Source organism: Prochlorococcus sp. MIT2309, assembly GCF_059772305.1.
This window is the reverse complement of sequence record NZ_CM186282.1, coordinates 958,286-974,383: the sequence shown is the minus strand read 5'-3', so window position 1 is coordinate 974,383 and position 16,098 is coordinate 958,286. Positions and strand designations below refer to the sequence as shown.

Annotated in this window: 15 protein-coding genes; 4 read left to right on the top strand and 11 right to left on the bottom strand. The window is 36.2% G+C overall.

Going from position 1 to position 16,098, the window contains the following annotated elements; all coding sequences use genetic code 11:
• Positions 1–39 precede the first annotated feature (39 nt).
• Positions 40–1,410 (bottom strand): tRNA uridine-5-carboxymethylaminomethyl(34) synthesis GTPase MnmE, encoded by a 1,371-nt coding sequence (mnmE, locus tag AC6EJA_RS05400; RefSeq protein ID WP_498501644.1) that lies wholly within the window; start codon positions 1,408–1,410, stop codon positions 40–42.
• Between the two features lie 65 nt (positions 1,411–1,475).
• Between mnmE and AC6EJA_RS05395 the strand changes: the two genes are divergently transcribed.
• A complete protein-coding gene (locus tag AC6EJA_RS05395; RefSeq protein WP_498501643.1) occupies positions 1,476–1,934 on the top strand; it encodes a DUF2062 domain-containing protein in 459 nt (152 codons plus the stop codon).
• A 113-nt stretch (positions 1,935–2,047) separates the two neighbouring features.
• Here the strand turns inward: AC6EJA_RS05395 and AC6EJA_RS05390 are convergent, their stop codons facing one another.
• Positions 2,048–4,378 (bottom strand): RelA/SpoT family protein, encoded by a 2,331-nt coding sequence (locus AC6EJA_RS05390; protein ID WP_498501642.1) that lies wholly within the window; start codon positions 4,376–4,378, stop codon positions 2,048–2,050.
• 59 nt (positions 4,379–4,437) lie between these two features.
• Between AC6EJA_RS05390 and AC6EJA_RS05385 the strand changes: the two genes are divergently transcribed.
• Positions 4,438–6,042 carry an ABC transporter ATP-binding protein gene (locus AC6EJA_RS05385; protein ID WP_498501640.1) on the top strand — a complete coding sequence of 535 codons (1,605 nt, stop codon included), beginning with the start codon at positions 4,438–4,440 and terminating at the stop codon, positions 6,040–6,042.
• Between the two features lie 3 nt (positions 6,043–6,045).
• Here AC6EJA_RS05385 and AC6EJA_RS05380 read toward each other — a convergent pair whose 3' ends face one another.
• Positions 6,046–7,011 (bottom strand): RluA family pseudouridine synthase, encoded by a 966-nt coding sequence (locus tag AC6EJA_RS05380; RefSeq protein ID WP_498501639.1) that lies wholly within the window; start codon positions 7,009–7,011, stop codon positions 6,046–6,048.
• 3 nt (positions 7,012–7,014) lie between these two features.
• Complete coding sequence (ylqF, locus tag AC6EJA_RS05375) at positions 7,015–7,881, bottom strand: ribosome biogenesis GTPase YlqF (protein ID WP_498501638.1); 867 nt, start codon at positions 7,879–7,881, stop codon at positions 7,015–7,017.
• Between the two features lie 364 nt (positions 7,882–8,245).
• Between ylqF and AC6EJA_RS05370 the strand changes: the two genes are divergently transcribed.
• Entirely contained in the window at positions 8,246–9,451 is a 1,206-nt protein-coding gene (locus AC6EJA_RS05370; RefSeq protein WP_498501637.1) for a phosphoglycerate kinase, read from the top strand.
• A 55-nt stretch (positions 9,452–9,506) separates the two neighbouring features.
• Here AC6EJA_RS05370 and AC6EJA_RS05365 read toward each other — a convergent pair whose 3' ends face one another.
• A complete protein-coding gene (locus tag AC6EJA_RS05365; RefSeq protein ID WP_498501635.1) occupies positions 9,507–10,226 on the bottom strand; it encodes a DUF8623 domain-containing protein in 720 nt (239 codons plus the stop codon).
• Between the two features lie 41 nt (positions 10,227–10,267).
• On the opposite strand from AC6EJA_RS05365, the gene AC6EJA_RS05360 reads away from it, so the two are divergent.
• Positions 10,268–11,332: a UDP-N-acetylglucosamine--N-acetylmuramyl-(pentapeptide) pyrophosphoryl-undecaprenol N-acetylglucosamine transferase gene (locus AC6EJA_RS05360; protein ID WP_498501634.1), complete on the top strand. Its 1,065-nt coding sequence runs from the start codon at positions 10,268–10,270 to the stop codon at positions 11,330–11,332.
• On the opposite strand, the gene AC6EJA_RS05355 is transcribed toward AC6EJA_RS05360, so the two are convergent.
• The 6 genes from AC6EJA_RS05355 to rplA form a co-directional block, all read right to left on the bottom strand.
• On the bottom strand, positions 11,316–12,404 hold the full coding sequence (locus tag AC6EJA_RS05355) for a pyridoxal phosphate-dependent aminotransferase (RefSeq protein ID WP_498501633.1): 1,089 nt from the start codon (positions 12,402–12,404) through the stop codon (positions 11,316–11,318). The two genes, AC6EJA_RS05360 and AC6EJA_RS05355, sit on opposite strands and share 17 nt — an antisense overlap.
• Before the next feature lie 15 nt (positions 12,405–12,419).
• Positions 12,420–13,595: a quinone-dependent dihydroorotate dehydrogenase gene (locus tag AC6EJA_RS05350; RefSeq protein WP_498501632.1), complete on the bottom strand. Its 1,176-nt coding sequence runs from the start codon at positions 13,593–13,595 to the stop codon at positions 12,420–12,422.
• Between the two features lies 1 nt (position 13,596).
• Positions 13,597–14,079 (bottom strand): ribonuclease H family protein, encoded by a 483-nt coding sequence (locus tag AC6EJA_RS05345; protein WP_498501631.1) that lies wholly within the window; start codon positions 14,077–14,079, stop codon positions 13,597–13,599.
• Between the two features lie 58 nt (positions 14,080–14,137).
• Positions 14,138–14,533, bottom strand: a complete 396-nt coding sequence (gene rplL / locus AC6EJA_RS05340; protein ID WP_498501630.1) for a 50S ribosomal protein L7/L12 — start codon at positions 14,531–14,533, stop codon at positions 14,138–14,140.
• Positions 14,534–14,582: 49 nt separating this feature from the next.
• Positions 14,583–15,110, bottom strand: a complete 528-nt coding sequence (gene rplJ / locus AC6EJA_RS05335) for a 50S ribosomal protein L10 (protein ID WP_498501629.1) — start codon at positions 15,108–15,110, stop codon at positions 14,583–14,585.
• A gap of 215 nt (positions 15,111–15,325) precedes the next feature.
• Positions 15,326–16,033 carry a 50S ribosomal protein L1 gene (gene rplA, locus AC6EJA_RS05330; protein WP_498501628.1) on the bottom strand — a complete coding sequence of 236 codons (708 nt, stop codon included), beginning with the start codon at positions 16,031–16,033 and terminating at the stop codon, positions 15,326–15,328.
• Positions 16,034–16,098: the final 65 nt, after the last annotated feature.

Here is a 16,098-nt window from a genome sequence, read left to right as displayed (position 1 = left end):
ATTGAATAAGGTTAGTAAAAGTTGATAGTTGTAAAAGTGCTACTTACCGATACAAAATCTAGAGAAGATACGATCGAGCAAGGTTTCTGTAATTTCCTCTCCGGATAGTTCTCCCAATTTATGAATTGCATCTCTTAAGTCAATAGTCCAAAAATCCCAAGGTAATTCTTGCAGAGCAACATTTTTGGTTTTGTGTAAAGCGCTTCTGGCTGACATAGCAAGGTCTAATTGTCTTTCATTTAAGGTAACCCCTAAACCCTCAAGATTACTTGTCCCACATGTTTCTAATAAGATTTTAATTAATTGATCCTCCCCTTTTCCATTCACAGTGTTAAATATTACATCTCCCATTTTTTCAGTATAATTACTACTGCAAAGGTCTGATTTGTTACCAACTATGCACCGTGGAATCTCAATTGGGATTTTATTGAGAAGATCTTGATCAGATTTTGACCACCCCATACTCATATCAAAAACAAATAAAACTACGTCTGAAAATTTTATCGATTCAAAACTTTTCTTGATGCCGATTTCCTCAACTTGATCAGTTGCAGAGCGGATCCCGGCTGTATCAATTAAGGTCACAGGAACCCCATTTAATATCAATGAGATTTCAACTAAGTCTCTTGTTGTTCCAGGTGTGTCAGTAACTATTGCTCGGTTAGTTTTACTTAAAAAATTTAAAATAGAGCTCTTACCAACATTTGGCAGACCGATGATAGATACTTTTATTCCTTTACGTATAAATCTACTCCTTTCTGAATCTGCAATGAGTTTATCAAGAGAGTTGAATACACTTGAAATCTCATCTAGTAATTTTTCTTGATTAAGAGGGGGTAAATCTTCTTCGAAGTCAACCCGAGCCTCTAGCTCACAGAGTTGATCTAGTAAACGATTTCTAAGTGAAGTTATTGTTTTATTTGTCTCACCACAAACGCCAGCCATTGCTAGTTTAGCGCCTCTCTCACTTCGAGCTGCGATTAGATCACTAATCGCTTCTGCTTGAGTGAGTGTAAGTCGGCCATTTATGACAGCCCTCTCGCTAAATTCCCCTGGCATAGCTCGCCTTACATGCGGCTGTAAAAGAATTTTATTTAGTATTCTTTGTACAGAAATTAGACCTGCGTGACAGTGAATTTCAACGACATCCTCGCCAGTGAAACTTCTTGGAGCTTTCATTGGGAGTACTAAAACTTCGTCAATTGTTTCTTTACTGACTTGATCTCTTACAAACCCATACAGAACCTTATGAGATTCCCACTGTTGTTTTCCAGGTAAATCAATAATGTTTTTCGCGATAACCTCAGAGTTTTGGCCAGAAATACGTACAATTGCCACCCCGCCTTGACCAGCTGAAACGGCTGTTGCGATTGCTGCAATAGTTTCTTCGCAATGATTAGGAATGCTCATTAATCTATAGTTTTTTTTTTAGAGTCTTCTGAGTTTCTTGTATTCTCTTTTTCATGAAAGGTGGAATGGCAAAAAAAAATTTTGATATTCGGCGAAAAAGCCGATCTTTCTTTGTGTGGCTGTGGAATCAGGAAGGTACGCCTGCAATGAGAGCAAGAGGATTAGCTCTGGGTGTGTTTAGTGGTTGTTTCCCTTTTTTTGGATTACAGACTTTTATAGGTGTGATTTTAGCAAGTTTATTCAAGGGGAACCGTCTGCTTGCTGCCTCAGGAACTTGGATAAGCAATCCTTTTACATATCTTCCACTTTATTTGTTCAATTTCAGAATTGGTTCTTATTTTTTTGGGAATACTCCTGAGATTACAAATTTAGTTCAGTTCAATAGCTCAGAGTTTTGGTCACAGGGATGGATTGTCACAAGCAGATTACTTTTAGGCTGCACAATAGTAGGTACTTTGCTAGGGGTAATTGTTGGAATATTTTTTTATATAGCTCTGAAGTATTTTAAGATTTCTAATAATTAAACTAATTTTCATTAGACATTAATATCGGTTTAGTTAGCGGTACCTTTTTAAACTGGAGTTATATTTTCGATTTCAATAAATAGTTAAAATATAAAAAGAATAACTCAATCAACTCAGACCCTATTTGTTCTGGCTATGTCAAGAACATCTGCCATTGACTTTATTTGAGCCATTGTTGCTTTTAATTGACTTGAACTTTTTAGTTCTACTGTTAGATCAATGCAAGCAGGTTTGTTCAGGGTTGTTTGTACACGGGCATCACTAACATTAATTTGACTATCTGAGAGTCGCATTAAAATATCTTTTAAAACACCTACTCTATCGATTACTTCAATTCTTAATTGAACTTCAAATTTTTCATTACCAAGATTTGAATCATTATTCCAAAGTACAGATAATCTTCTCTCTTTTGGGATTTGTTCAACATTAAGACAATCATCTCTATGTATGGTGATTCCATGGTTGCCTAAAGCAATTGTTCCTACAATAGATTCTCCAGGAAGTGGCGTACAGCAACCACCTATTCGATAATTCAGACCTTCAATTCCAATAATTGGGCATGTATTGATTGATGGCCTTTTTAATTGTGATGAACTTGAATTAACACTAATCCTTTGAGCCATATCTTCATTACTTAATTGTTCTTTTGATTTGACATCTTCAATATGAATATCTTCATGTAATCGATTTAAAATTTGATGAAGAGTTACCCCTCCAAAGCCTAGTGAAGCTAAAAGATCATCTGTAGTTTTAAGGTTACATTTTTCAGCCACCGTTGCCATCGATTCACTTTTAAGCAAACTTTCTAATCCCTCTCTTCCAAGTTCTTTCTCTAATAATTCTCTACCTCTAAGAATGGTTTCTTCTCGATGACTTTTTTTATACCACTGTCTTATTCTATTTCTAGCGCTAGGTGTTACTACAAAATTTAACCAATCAAGACTTGGATGAGCATTTTTGCTAGTTAATATCTCAATAAAATCGCCATTATTTAAAGGTGTCGATAGAGTACATAGTCTATCGTTGATTTTTACTCCATGGCAATGATTACCGACTTCAGAGTGGATTCGGTAAGCAAAATCAATTGCTGTAGATCCCTTCCTTAATCCCACAACATCAGCATTAGGAGTGAAAACAAAAACCTCTTCACCAAATAAATCTTCTTTGATAGATGCTAAGTAGTCATTGTGGTCATTATTGACACTTTCCTTTTGCCATTCAATTAATTGATGAAGCCAATTGAACCTATCTGCACTACTACCTACTGGAGACCCTCCTTCCTTATATTTCCAGTGAGCTGCAATACCAAACTCAGCAACTTCATGCATTTCTGGTGTTCTTATTTGCACCTCAATAGGTCTATGTCGACCAATAACTACAGTATGAAGTGACTGATAGCCATTAGGTTTTGGAAGGCCAATATAATCTTTAAATCTCCCAGGTATTGGCTTAAAAGTGTCATGTACCACAGCTAGAGCACGATAACAAGATTCGACTTTTGGAACGATAATTCGAAGTGCTGCAACATCATATATCTCATGGAAAACTTTTTGTTGTCGTTGCATTTTGCTCCAAATACCAAAAAGATGCTTTGGCCTCCCACTAATTTCACAATTGTTTAATCCCACAAACTTTAGTTGTTTTTTTAATGATTCAATTGTTTGTGAAAGTCTCTCCTCTCGCTTACTTCTTTTTGTAGAGACAGCTTCTTGAATCTCTCTATATGAACTAGGTTCAAGTAACTTAAATGATAGGTCTTCAAGCTCCCATTTGAATCTTCCAATACCAAGTCTATTTGCAAGCGGCGCATAAATTTCACGAGTTTCTTGAGCTATCCTCTGCTGTTTATCCTTACTTAGCCATTCAATAGTCCGCATATTGTGCAATCTGTCAGCGAGTTTAACTAGCACTACTCGAATATCACTTGCCATCGCCAAAAACATTTTTCTGAGATTTTCAGCTTGCGCTTCGGTACGATTAGTAAAATGGATTCCGCCTAATTTTGTAACACCCTCAACTAGCTCTCTAACTTCGCTCCCAAAATATCCCTCAAGCTTGGCTGGACTGATGTCGGTATCCTCAACAACATCATGCAAAAAACCAGCTGCAATGACACTAGGCGTTGCTCCAATCTCACGTAAAAGATCAGCAACAGCTAACGGGTGCGTAATATAAGGCTCTCCGCTAGCTCTAAATTGCCCTTCGTGTTGTCTGTATGCCAGGTCAAAAGCTAATGCTAACAGTGAGTTCGAATTAAGTGGACATGAATCTCCCATTCCTGGTGGATTCTCAGTAATACATTTCTCTAGCCAGTTTGGGAGTGGAATTTCATAATCTTTAGTGCTATTTATTGGATTAGTTCTAAGTTGAGGTTCACATACAAATGATGGATCACACAACTTTTGCGCCTGAGTCGAATTGCCTAGTGATAGGGCGTTAATCATTCGACCAATTAATTTGCTTAATTTTATATTATTCAGCCTCACCAATACTTGCTACACACATGATCAATTCTTCAAAAGAAATTTTAAAAATTGAAAAATTGAGAATGAAATATATTAATCAATCTGAATGGATTTTGAATGGTATTAACCTGCAGATTAATCAAGGGGATAAGTTCGCATTAATAGGTAAGTCAGGTTGTGGGAAGAGTACATTAGCAAGGACCATTCTTCAGTTATTTCCCTGTAAGGCTATATGTGAAGGAGAAATTTTTGTTGCAGGTCAATCATCAAAAAGTATTAGTAAGGCAGCTTTAAGAAAAATAAGAGGTGAATCTGTGGGATTTGTTTTTCAAGATCCGATGACTCGACTAAATCCTCTTATGACTATTGGAGATCATTTGCTGGATACTCTAAATTGTCAAAGAGCTGATAAAAGTGAAAATTGGAAAAGGCATAGAGCCTATGATTTACTCAATTTGGTTGGAATTAATTCATCACGCTTTAACTCGTACCCTCATGAATTTAGTGGTGGAATGCGTCAACGTATAGGAATTGCATTGGCAATTTCATTAAATCCAAAATTAATAATTGCTGATGAACCAACGACGAGTTTGGATGTTCATATTGCAAATCAAATCATGAGTGTGTTAAACGACCTTTGTGATGAATTTGGCACATCCTTATTGTTGATTACCCATGATTTGGCGATGGCCTCCAAATGGTGTGAACGCATGGCCATTCTCGATTCAGGTGTGATTGTTGAGGAATCGACGAGTGAAAATATCATTAGGAATCCACAATCATTACCAGGGAAAAAACTCATTGCTGCTTGTAGAGCTAAGGAGAAAAATACAAAGAAATTCTCTCAGAGTCTTGAGCTTGCACTAGAAGTCCAAAATTTAAGATGTTGGTATGCGTCGCCAACCTTTCTTTGGAAATCAAAATGGTTCAAAGCAGTTGATGATATAAGCTTTGAACTTATGAAGGGGGAAATGCTTGGCATTGTAGGAGCATCAGGCTGTGGAAAAAGTTCGTTATGTAGAGCTATAGTTGGTTTAACACCAATAAGAGGTGGAGAAATAAAAATCAATGGAAAAAATCTTTTTGATTCATCTGGGTTGTTTTTTCATAAAAATCGAAAAATGATTCAAATGGTTTTTCAGGATCCTCAAGCTTGCTTCAATCCTAATATGTCAATTTTTGATGCGATAGCTGATCCTTTACGCATTCATAATTTAATTCAAAAAAAAGATATTGTAGGAGAAATTAAAAATTTACTGATTCAGGTAGGTTTACCTCAGTCAGATGACTTCATGCAAAAATATCCCTTTCAATTATCTGGTGGGCAGCAACAAAGAGTTGCTATTGCAAGAGCTTTAGCCTTAAAACCCAAGGTTTTAATTTGTGATGAAAGTATCAGTATGCTTGATATTCAAGTGCAAGTTGAGATACTTAACCTACTAAAAAGTTTGCAAAAACAACTTAGACTCGCAATTTTATTCATAACTCATGATCTGCTGGTGGCTAAAAGTTTTTGTGATCGAATTCTTGTGATGCATAACGGAAAAATAGTCGAACAAGGTTTAAGTCAAAATATTTTTTCACATCCTCTGAATAAAGAAACAAAGAAATTGTTAAATGCCTCACCAAAATTGATGTTATAAATTTCAACTAGTTTGCCTGAGTGTGGTGATAAGACGTTCAAGCTTTGGTGGTAGGGGAGCCTCAAAAAGCATTTTCTCCATAGTTATGGGATGAATTAGTCCTAATTTGATTGCATGTAACGCCTGCCCATCAAGGTTCCCCGGAATTTTCTTGCATCTACTATAAAGTGGATCTCCTAAAATTGGATTTCCTTGGTGAGCGCAATGAACTCTTATTTGGTGAGTACGTCCTGTATCCAGCTCAAAGCTAACTAGTGAATAGTTTCTAAAGCGTTCGATAAGTTTCCAGTGAGTACATGCATGTCTACCCATACCATCACTTACAACTGCATATTTTTTTCTGTTGATTGGATGTCTTCCAATATCTCCTAAAATTGTGCCGTTATCTCCTGAGAATACTCCATGAATAAGAGCTATATACTTTCTTTTGGCAACCCTTTGTTGAATCTGCTTTTGTAAATTGACTAATGATTCTTGACTTTTGGCTATGACAATACATCCAGTAGTATCTTTATCTAGTCGATGGACAATTCCTGGCCGAAGCTTTCCTCCAATGCCTGGAAGATTCTTGCAATGGTACAACAGGCCATTTACTAATGTTCCGCTCTTATTTCCAGGTGCTGGATGAACTGCTATACCTGCATTTTTGTTTATAACTATAATATGATCATCCTCAAAGATTACGTTTAATTTTATTTTTTCTGGCAAAAGATATGGTAATTCCTCGGGTGGAGGCATCCAGAGTTTAACTATGTCTCCATTTCTTAGGGGTGTCTTTGCTTTCCCTGTATTGTTATTAACAAGGACAAAACCCGATTCGATAAACTTTTGTATTCGTGCTCGACTTTGTTCAGACCTTTGGCTTACAAGCCATCTATCAAGTCTCATTGGCAAAGGTTTTTGATAATGAAGAGTAATTAGTTCCCCTTCACCTTCTCCAAAATTTTGCATTGGATTATTTTTATTCATTAATTAAGGTAATTCTAGTGAAATCGGGCCTAATAATGATTTACGAAAATCGTCTAAGATTCTTTGCGCCATTCTTCTTGTATTTGATGAGGTATGTAACTCTGCTGCCTTTAGTAACCAAGTATGCGGGGAGAAATTATTTTGATTCAGCTCGGTTAAATATCTCTCGGCTAAAATTTTTTTATGTTTTTTTGTCAAGTCAGGTAAGTCTGGTTTTTTAATTAATATTTCCAAAAAGAGAAGCGCTACTGTTTCTACGTCATAAGCGGCTTCTCCAATATCGTCGCATAATGCCAAAAGTAATGCAGATTTTTGGTCATCTAGTTTTGGTGGGAGAACTCCAGGAGCATCAAGTAAATCAAGCTCTTGTCCAACTCTTACCCATCGAAGTGATCGTGTAATCCCTGCTTTCCTTGAACTTGCGACTATTTTTTTTTTTACTAGCCTATTTATCAATGCTGACTTCCCAACATTTGGGAATCCCAATGTAAGTGCTCTTATCGGCCTGGTGCGCATACCTCTTGAATGTCTCCTGTCATTGATTTCTTTACCGGCATTTATAGCGGCCTCCTGGATTTGTTTAACGCCTGTGCCTAATTTTGCATTACACCACCATGGCCTGTCACCTTTTATTCTGAACGATCTATCCCAGTCTTTCATTGCTTCCTCACTAATCATATCCCTTCTATTAATAACGAGTAGATGCTTTTTCCCTTTCGTCCAGCGGCCAATTTGAGGATGGGAGGTCGCAATAGGTATTCGTGCATCTCTGACTTCGATAACCAAGTCAATTTTTTCTAAATTTTTGGCTAGTTCTCTCTCCGCTTTTGCAATATGTCCAGGATACCATTGAATAATTGGATGATTCATGGCAAGACGAAAGTAAGTTGAAAGTCATCTTGATCAAAAAATTTATTTGTTTATTTTTTAACCATCTCCAATAATAATTATTCTGACGACCATTAACTTGAATGATTTGGTTTAGTAGGGATTTTCTTGATGAGCTGGAATTAATCTTTTTAAGTGAAGTTTAGTTAATATACAAACAATTTCTTATATATTCCAAAATATTTTCGCATTAGTCAGAAATATTGCCATTACACGATATTGATTGATTAGATAGGTTGGTTTTGGCTTTATATGCTGAATAGCCAGATGCTTTTTCTGTCCGTAAATTCTTTTAATTAGGCCTGCAGCGAGGTATTGTCACTCAGATTTTAGTTTCAGAGTAAAAATGGCAAAGCGTTCCCTCTCAAGTCTCGGAGCGGAGGACTTATGCGGAAAACGCGTCCTTGTGAGAGTTGATTTCAATGTTCCACTTAATGAAAAGGGTGAAATAACTGATGACACAAGAATCAGAGCAGCTTTACCAACAATTAAAGATCTGATGGGTAAAGGATCCAGGATTCTTCTTGCAGCTCATTTCGGCAGACCAAAAGGCAAGGTTAATGAGACCATGAGGCTAACTCCTGTTGCAAAAAGACTTGGAGAACTGATAGGTAAAACTGTTTTAAAAACAGATAGGTGTTTTGGTAAGGATGCAATAAACAAAGTCGATTCTCTCTCAAACGGAGATGTACTTTTGCTGGAGAATGTTCGTTTTGAAGAGGGGGAAGAGAGTAATGGCGATGAATTTGCTAAAGAACTAGCCTCAATGGCCGATTTATATGTAAATGACGCATTTGGGGCTGCCCATCGTGCTCATGCTTCCACTCAGGGGGTTACAAATTATCTGAGTCCCTGCGTTGCTGGATACTTAATGGAAAAAGAACTTCAGTATCTTCAAGGCGCTATTGATAATCCCAAAAGGCCACTTGCAGCAATAGTAGGAGGCTCAAAAGTTAGCAGCAAAATAGGTGTTCTTGAATCATTGATAGATAAATGCGACAAAATCTTGATTGGTGGAGGAATGATTTTTACTTTCTTTAAGGCAAGAGGTTTAAATGTGGGAAAGAGTTTGGTTGAGGAGGATAAATTAGAACTTGCAAAAGAGCTTGAACTTAAAGCTAAGTCGAGAGGAGTTCAGTTGCTTTTACCCACGGATGTTGTTCTTGCAGATAATTTTGCGCCTGATGCATCAACTAAAGAGGTTTCAATAACCGAGATTCCAGAGGGGTGGATGGGATTAGATATAGGCAAACAGTCAATAAAAGTTTTTCAGGAGGCTTTATCCGATTGTCAAACAATAATTTGGAATGGACCAATGGGTGTTTTTGAATTTGAGAAGTTTGCTAATGGAACAAATTCAATTGCATCTACTCTCGCTGAATTGAGTGATAAAGGATGTTGCACCATAATTGGTGGAGGCGATTCTGTAGCAGCTGTTGAAAAAGCTGGCTTGGCTGGCAAAATGTCACACATTTCTACTGGTGGAGGCGCGAGTCTTGAACTTCTTGAGGGCAAAGTACTTCCAGGAGTAGCAGCCCTAGATAATGCGTAAAATATTTTTATAATTTAAAACTGTTTTACTTTCAGATATTTATTTAATTTTTAATTTATTGTACGTCGATAATTTTTGTTATTGAAACTACTCCTTCAGGATGAATTAACAATGCTGCTAGTGATTGTTTCCCTGCTTTCATTGGCGCTTGGACTGATTTAAATAAGCCCCCAGCACCCAATGGAATTATATCGATCTTAGGATTCGCTTTGAGGGTTTGAATTTCATTTTTAGTGTCAACTATTCCGCCCACTAAAAAGTTCTTTTCTAAGGGGTTTTCCAAAATGATATCCACATCATAAATTGAACCAGTAAGTACTTGTTCAGGAATTGCAAGTTTAATTTTCAATGGACTACCTTTCGTTTTAAGAATGGCTCGAGAACTTAAACTTTCAAAATTATTGATCTTATTATTACTCATATCTAATTTAATAAATTCTTCAGAAAATAAATCAAATATTTGATCCCCTATTTTTCTTTCCCCGTTAATTATTACTTTTACTATTTTATTTTTGTGTTTATTATTTATGATTGGAATTATTTTCCATTTTAAAGATGAATAATTATTTAAAAATGACTCTCTTTTTTTTATAAAATTTAAAAAAATATCATCTTTGAAAAAAGATTTAAGTTTACTATCATTATTTCTATTCATAGCAAATTCTAGTTTTTTACTAAAAATATTCATATCTGTATTCTCTGAATATACAGGAGAAAGAGTTGATCCAAGAGCAATCAGTATTGCAACAAAAGTGGATTTTAAAAAATTATTCATTTAATGTGAGGCGATAGTTTTCAATAGAAAGATTTATTTTTATGCCAAACCTTTTGATAGCTGCTAGTGGAACTGGAGGACATATTTTTCCTGCTTTAGCAATAGCACAATCATTACCAAAATCATGGCGTGTTATATGGTTAGGTGTACCAGACAGACTTGAAAATACCATAGTACCATCTAAATATAATTTAAGAACCATCACTTTATCAGGATTGCAAGGGAACTTAATTCAAAAGTTTTTCCAATTAATAAAATCAATTTTTGCTATTAACAAAATTTCTCACATTATTAAAAAGGAGAAAATTGAACTTATTTTTACCACAGGCGGTTATATTGCAGCTCCAACTATATTGGCGGCAAGACTATGCAAAATTAAGGTAGTTCTACATGAGTCAAATGCATTCCCTGGCCGCGTTACAAGGATTCTTGGAAATCTTTGTAATAAAGTCTTGATTGGATTGCCACCAGCTGAAAAATTTTTAAAAGGCTCAGATATTATTTTTACAGGCATACCTATTCGTAATTCATTTTTAGTAAAGCCGAATTATCCAATTTGGTTGCCTCTTGGATCAGGTCCATTAGTTGCTATTTTTGGCGGCAGTCAAGGAGCTATAGGTTTAAACTATATGGTAAAAGATTTAATCCCTTTTTTGCTAAATAAAGGGTGTAGAATTGTTCATCTTACCGGTGCAAATTATGATAATCGTGCGGAAATTAATTCTCCTAATCTTGTGGTAAAGGAATTTTCTGATGATATCCCTGGATTGCTTTATCATACAGATCTTGCAATTTGTAGAGCAGGAGCAGGAACAATAAGTGAGTTAGCAATAACAAAAACGCCAGCAATTTTTGTTCCTTTTCCATATGCTTCAGATAATCATCAGTTTATTAACGCTCAATATGTAGCTATGAATGGTGGCGGTTTAATATTCCATCAAAGGGACTATTCAAGTAATAGATTAAAAGACATAGTTGTTAATTTATTAGGTTTAGAAAATCAAGATCGAACTAATTTAATTTCTATGAAAAAATATATTGGTAAATTAGGTGTAAAAAACTCTTCCGAATTGATTGTTAATATCTTGTTTAATTATCTTCAATGATTCTTTTCAATGACATAAATATCTTTTTATTATCCGATCTTTTTTGAAGACTAATCCTCAACCAATTAGAGTTAAGGTTTTTAAATGATTGACAATCTCTAAGAAGTATTTTTTGGTGTTCAAGCTTCTCTCGTATCTGAGTAAGTGGATATTTACTCTCAATTAATTGAAAATTTGTACTAGTTGGGTGTGCCTTTATTCCATTAAGACTTCCTAAATGTTTACTAAGCCAAGGCCGCTCTATATTTATCCAGTTATGAATTTTTTTAATCCATTTTTTAGATTTTTCTTGATTATTGAATAATGCTTTTCCAGCTTCAATTGCCAATCCATTAATAGGCCAAGGGTCTCGCCATTTTTCCCATTTTTTCAATCTTGATTCAGATCCAACTACATAACCCAATCTTAAACCCGCAATAGCAAAGAGTTTTGTGAGACTTCTAATAACAATTAAATTTTGATATTGATTGACTAATGGTACTAAAGATTGCAATTCTCCATTTGGAGTTAAAGGTAGAAAGGCCTCATCACAGATAACAAGTTCATGTTTTTCTAATAGAGCCTCTAGTGATTTCTTATCCCAAAGTTGGCCAGTTGGGTTGTGTGGATTTGTTATCCATATAACTTTAGCTGCGGAATTAATAGGAAAAGCTTGTGGGATTTGATCATGCCAACTCAATTGCAAAGCAGCATAGTTAAACTTACCTTCCCAACATTTCAGAGCTCTCTCATAATCAGAAAAACACGGAGCTGGAATAGCACTCGTACCAATAGATGAAGCCTCTCTTGCTGCCCATGTAATAAGTTCAGACGCTCCATTCCCAGGCAGAATCATATCTGGATCGATATTATGCCAAGCTGCAATTGATGTTTTAAGAGCATAATGCGAACGGTCAGGATACGAACTAATCACACGTGATTTCAGTGATTTTTCAATGCTTTTTATAATTATTAAGGGAGGAGAGAAGGGAACTATTGAAGCACTTGCATCTAAGACTTGACTGGGAATAAATCCAAGTCGTTTTGCCTCAAGTTCCAAATTTCCACCATGTTGGTATCTTTTCAGTGACATATAAATTTCAGGGCTTTATATCCAAGGCGCCTTGCTCCCAACTGCCTCAGTGATTGTATTAAAGCCATGTTTATCGAGTTGACTAGAAAACTCTTGAAGAATTCTTGGTACTAAAGTTGGCCCCTCATATATCCAGCCTGTATAAAGTTGGATAAGAGAGGCCCCTGATGTAATCCTCTCCCATGCTGACTTAGGTGTTCTGATACCGCCTACTCCAACTAATGGCATTTGAGGATTCACGTTGTATAAAACATTGATTACCTCATTTGCTCTTTGACACAAAGGGTCACCACTCAATCCACCTTTCTCATCCTCAAGCGATAGATTGCTTTGTTTTAAAACTCTTTTCTCTAGACCCAATCTTTTGATACTTGTATTAACTGCAATAATGCCAGATATTTCTTCAATTTCTGCTAGTTTTGCAATATCAATTATTTCTTTATCGTAAAGATCGGGTGCAATTTTTATCAGTAATGGGGGACAATATCTCACAGATTTAAGTTTACTTATTAATTTTCTAAGTTCTTTTGTATTTTGTAATTCTCTTAGTCCAGGTGTATTTGGTGAGCTTATATTTATTACTACATAATTAGCTTCCTCAGCAAGAATTTCTAATGAAGCGGAATAGTCATCAATAGCTTCTTCTAGTTTAGTAATTTTAGATTTACCAAAATTTAAACCAAGTGTCATATGCCTTTTATTAGGTTTTAAAAGTTTTTGACTTAAGATTGACTCTTTTACTTTTTTTGCACCAATATTATTAAAACCCATTCTATTAAGAGCGGCCTTTTCTTTTGCTAAGCGGAATAATCTTGGACGTTGGTTGCCCGCTTGCGGATGAAAAGTTACTGTACCTAGCTCAGCAAAACCAAAGCCAAAGTTATCCCATATCGCTGCTGCTGATGCATTTTTATCGAAACCAGCAGCAAGACCAATAGGGTTTTTAAAATAACATCCAAAAATATTTTGTTGTAATCTACTGTCGGTAAAACATAATTCTTTTTTTAAATTATCTAGTATCTTCGAAAATAAAGGGAATTTTCTGTAAATTGATAATTTTGCGAGGGAAAATAACGCTAATTCAGATAATATTTCTGCATCAATTCCTTCATCCTTACTTAAAATAGAGCCACAAAAATTCTTATATAAATCCTCTATTTTACTATTTTTTATTTGAGAATTTGACTTCATACTAACAATTTTTGCAATTTATGGTTATGTCTTTACCTTTTGAAAATCCCACCGCTATCGCATCCACGCGATCATTATCAATATCTCCGCTATGGCCCTTAACGTATTGAAGACTTACGCCATTAATTCGAGCTGCATCAAGTTTTAACCACAAGTCTTGATTAAGCACGGATTTTCCGGATGCAGTTTTCCATCCTTTTTTTTTCCATCCAATTATCCATTTTGTGAATCCTTCAATTAAGTACTTACTGTCGGTTCTTATTTTTAGATTTTCTTGAATTGATAGATTTTTTAGTCTTTTTAAAACTTCCAATGCTGCGGATAATTCCATTCTGTTATTTGTTGTTTCAGAGGAAAATCCTCCAAATTCCTCGATACTACCGTCATCAAAGCGAATTAGAGCTCCCCAGCCTCCCGGGCCTGGATTGCCACTGCAAGCGCCATCAGTGGCAGCTGAAATTACCTTCTTTTTTGTCATTGTCATGTTAAAAAAATAGCCGGTCTTTTGACCGGCTATTTTTTTCTAAAGTGTTTTTAAAGTTTTACTTTAAAGTTACTTTGCCACCCACGGCTTCAATAGCCTTTTTAAGGGCTTCTGCTTCCTCTTTTGCCATACCCTCTTTTATGGTTTTTGGTGCTGCTTCAACCATAGCTTTTGCATCTCCAAGGCCCAAACCAGTAGCATTTCTGACTTCTTTGAGAACTTTGATTTTTGCAGATGCTTCGAAACTATCCAAGACAACATCAAATTCAGTTTTTTCTTCAGCTGCTGCACCTGCGTCTCCACCAGCAGCTGCACCGGGAGCTGCCATAACTACACCAGCTGATGCAGCAGCAGAAACACCAAAAGCATCCTCAATTTGTTTTACAAGCTCAGAGGCCTCAATCAAAGAGAGGGACTTTAAGGATTCGAGAATTTCGTCGGTTTTGGTAGACATGATTTTAAGTTCAGCGATTAATGGATGAAAATGGAGTCAAAAAAGTTTGTCAGCTTTCGCTGGAAGTTGCATGCTGATTGAGTGATCTTGCTAAACCAGAAGGAACTTCGTTGATAGCGACGGCAAGTTTTGTTGATACAGCGTTTAGTGCACCGGCAATTTGAGCAATAAGTGCTTCTTTGCTTGGCAAACTGGCAATAGCTTTTATTTCATCTTGAGATAAAAGTTTGCCCTCAAAAATTCCACCTTTAGTTAGTGATTTTTGAGTTTCTTTTTGAAACGCTTGAAGTTCTTTAAGAGCACCTCCAATATCTCCTTTAACTAAAACAAAAGCATTTGTTCCAGTTAGAAGGCCGTTGAGATGTGACCATTCAGAACTTCCATCAATAGCCTTCCTCATCAAGGTATTTTTTGTAACCTTGCAGATACCACTTTTTGAGTGCAAACGCGATCTCAAGTCAGAGATATCTTTAATTGAAAGACCCTTGTAGTCGACTACTAATGCGAGTTCAGCATCATTAAGAAGACCTTTCAGTTCATCAACTATTTCTTTTTTGCTCTCAAGGGAGCGTCCCATAATAATTGGATTGAATCAGGGGAGGTTGAATGGACAAGCAGCCATAACTTCTCATATTGAGACGAGAGCGCTGTCGATTCAATCCAAATGGAAAAATCTTTGCGATTACCTCGGCAGGATTTATAAAAATGTGGCATTTAGCCGACATATCAGACCTGCTGTCTTTGGCAGAGCAAAAGCCCTAAGCTTATCGTGCTAATAATATATCAGAAAGATTACTGATCTTGTTTGATGTCTTGAAGTTGGCTGAAATCCACTTCAACTGATGGCCCCATGGTGGATGTTATGAATAAACTTCTCCAATAACGACCTTTAGCTCCACTGGGCTTATTGCGATCAATACTTTCTTGTAGAGTTTTTAGATTTTCAAGTAGATTTTCCTCTGAGAAACTTGCTTTTCCAAAACGCACATGAACAATTCCTGCTTTATCTGCTCTAAATTCAAGTTTTCCAGCTTTGAATTCTTTGATTGCATTAGCCAAATCTGTTGTAACTGTTCCAGCCTTTGGGTTTGGCATTAGTCCTCTAGGACCCAGGACTCTTCCAAGTTTTGCAACTTTTGGCATCATATCGGGCGTAGAAATTAGGAGATCAAAATTCATCTCCCCTTTATTAATTGCTTCTACGAGCTCCTCCTCTCCAGCCAAGTCAGCACCAGAGGCTTTTGCTTCAGCGACTTTTTCTCCTCTTGTTACTACTGCTATTCGAACCTTCTGACCAGTTCCCTTTGGAAGTACAACAGTTGTTCTTAGTTGTTGATCTGTGTACTTTGGATCGATTCCTAATCTAATGTGAGCCTCAATTGTTTCGTCAAATTTTGCGTTTGCATTTTCTTTGACAAGTTTTATTGCTTCAAGGGGCTCGTAAGAACGATCCTCTATTTTTGATTTGAGTGATCTAATCCTTTTGGTTAGTTTTTTCATTTGTTTATTGGGGTAGTAACGACAATGAATTTGCCTCCCCCTAGGTTTTTTATAAGTTTAGATGA

Excerpts from the sequence above, each read along its gene's own strand:
- rplA (WP_498501628.1), bottom strand. The coding sequence starts at position 16,033 with ATGAAAAAACTAACCAAAAGGATTAGATCACTCAAATCAAAAATAGAG.
- AC6EJA_RS05395 (WP_498501643.1), top strand. The coding sequence starts at position 1,476 with ATGGCAAAAAAAAATTTTGATATTCGGCGAAAAAGCCGATCTTTCTTT.
- AC6EJA_RS05360 (WP_498501634.1), top strand. The coding sequence starts at position 10,268 with ATGCCAAACCTTTTGATAGCTGCTAGTGGAACTGGAGGACATATTTTT.
- AC6EJA_RS05345 (WP_498501631.1), bottom strand. The coding sequence starts at position 14,079 with ATGACAATGACAAAAAAGAAGGTAATTTCAGCTGCCACTGATGGCGCT.
- mnmE (WP_498501644.1), bottom strand. The coding sequence starts at position 1,410 with ATGAGCATTCCTAATCATTGCGAAGAAACTATTGCAGCAATCGCAACA.
- ylqF (WP_498501638.1), bottom strand. The coding sequence starts at position 7,881 with ATGAATCATCCAATTATTCAATGGTATCCTGGACATATTGCAAAAGCG.
- AC6EJA_RS05390 (WP_498501642.1), bottom strand. The coding sequence starts at position 4,378 with ATGATTAACGCCCTATCACTAGGCAATTCGACTCAGGCGCAAAAGTTG.
- AC6EJA_RS05355 (WP_498501633.1), bottom strand. The coding sequence starts at position 12,404 with ATGTCACTGAAAAGATACCAACATGGTGGAAATTTGGAACTTGAGGCA.
- AC6EJA_RS05385 (WP_498501640.1), top strand. The coding sequence starts at position 4,438 with ATGATCAATTCTTCAAAAGAAATTTTAAAAATTGAAAAATTGAGAATG.
- AC6EJA_RS05350 (WP_498501632.1), bottom strand. The coding sequence starts at position 13,595 with ATGAAGTCAAATTCTCAAATAAAAAATAGTAAAATAGAGGATTTATAT.
- AC6EJA_RS05365 (WP_498501635.1), bottom strand. The coding sequence starts at position 10,226 with ATGAATAATTTTTTAAAATCCACTTTTGTTGCAATACTGATTGCTCTT.
- rplJ (WP_498501629.1), bottom strand. The coding sequence starts at position 15,110 with ATGGGACGCTCCCTTGAGAGCAAAAAAGAAATAGTTGATGAACTGAAA.
- AC6EJA_RS05370 (WP_498501637.1), top strand. The coding sequence starts at position 8,246 with ATGGCAAAGCGTTCCCTCTCAAGTCTCGGAGCGGAGGACTTATGCGGA.
- rplL (WP_498501630.1), bottom strand. The coding sequence starts at position 14,533 with ATGTCTACCAAAACCGACGAAATTCTCGAATCCTTAAAGTCCCTCTCT.
- AC6EJA_RS05380 (WP_498501639.1), bottom strand. The coding sequence starts at position 7,011 with ATGAATAAAAATAATCCAATGCAAAATTTTGGAGAAGGTGAAGGGGAA.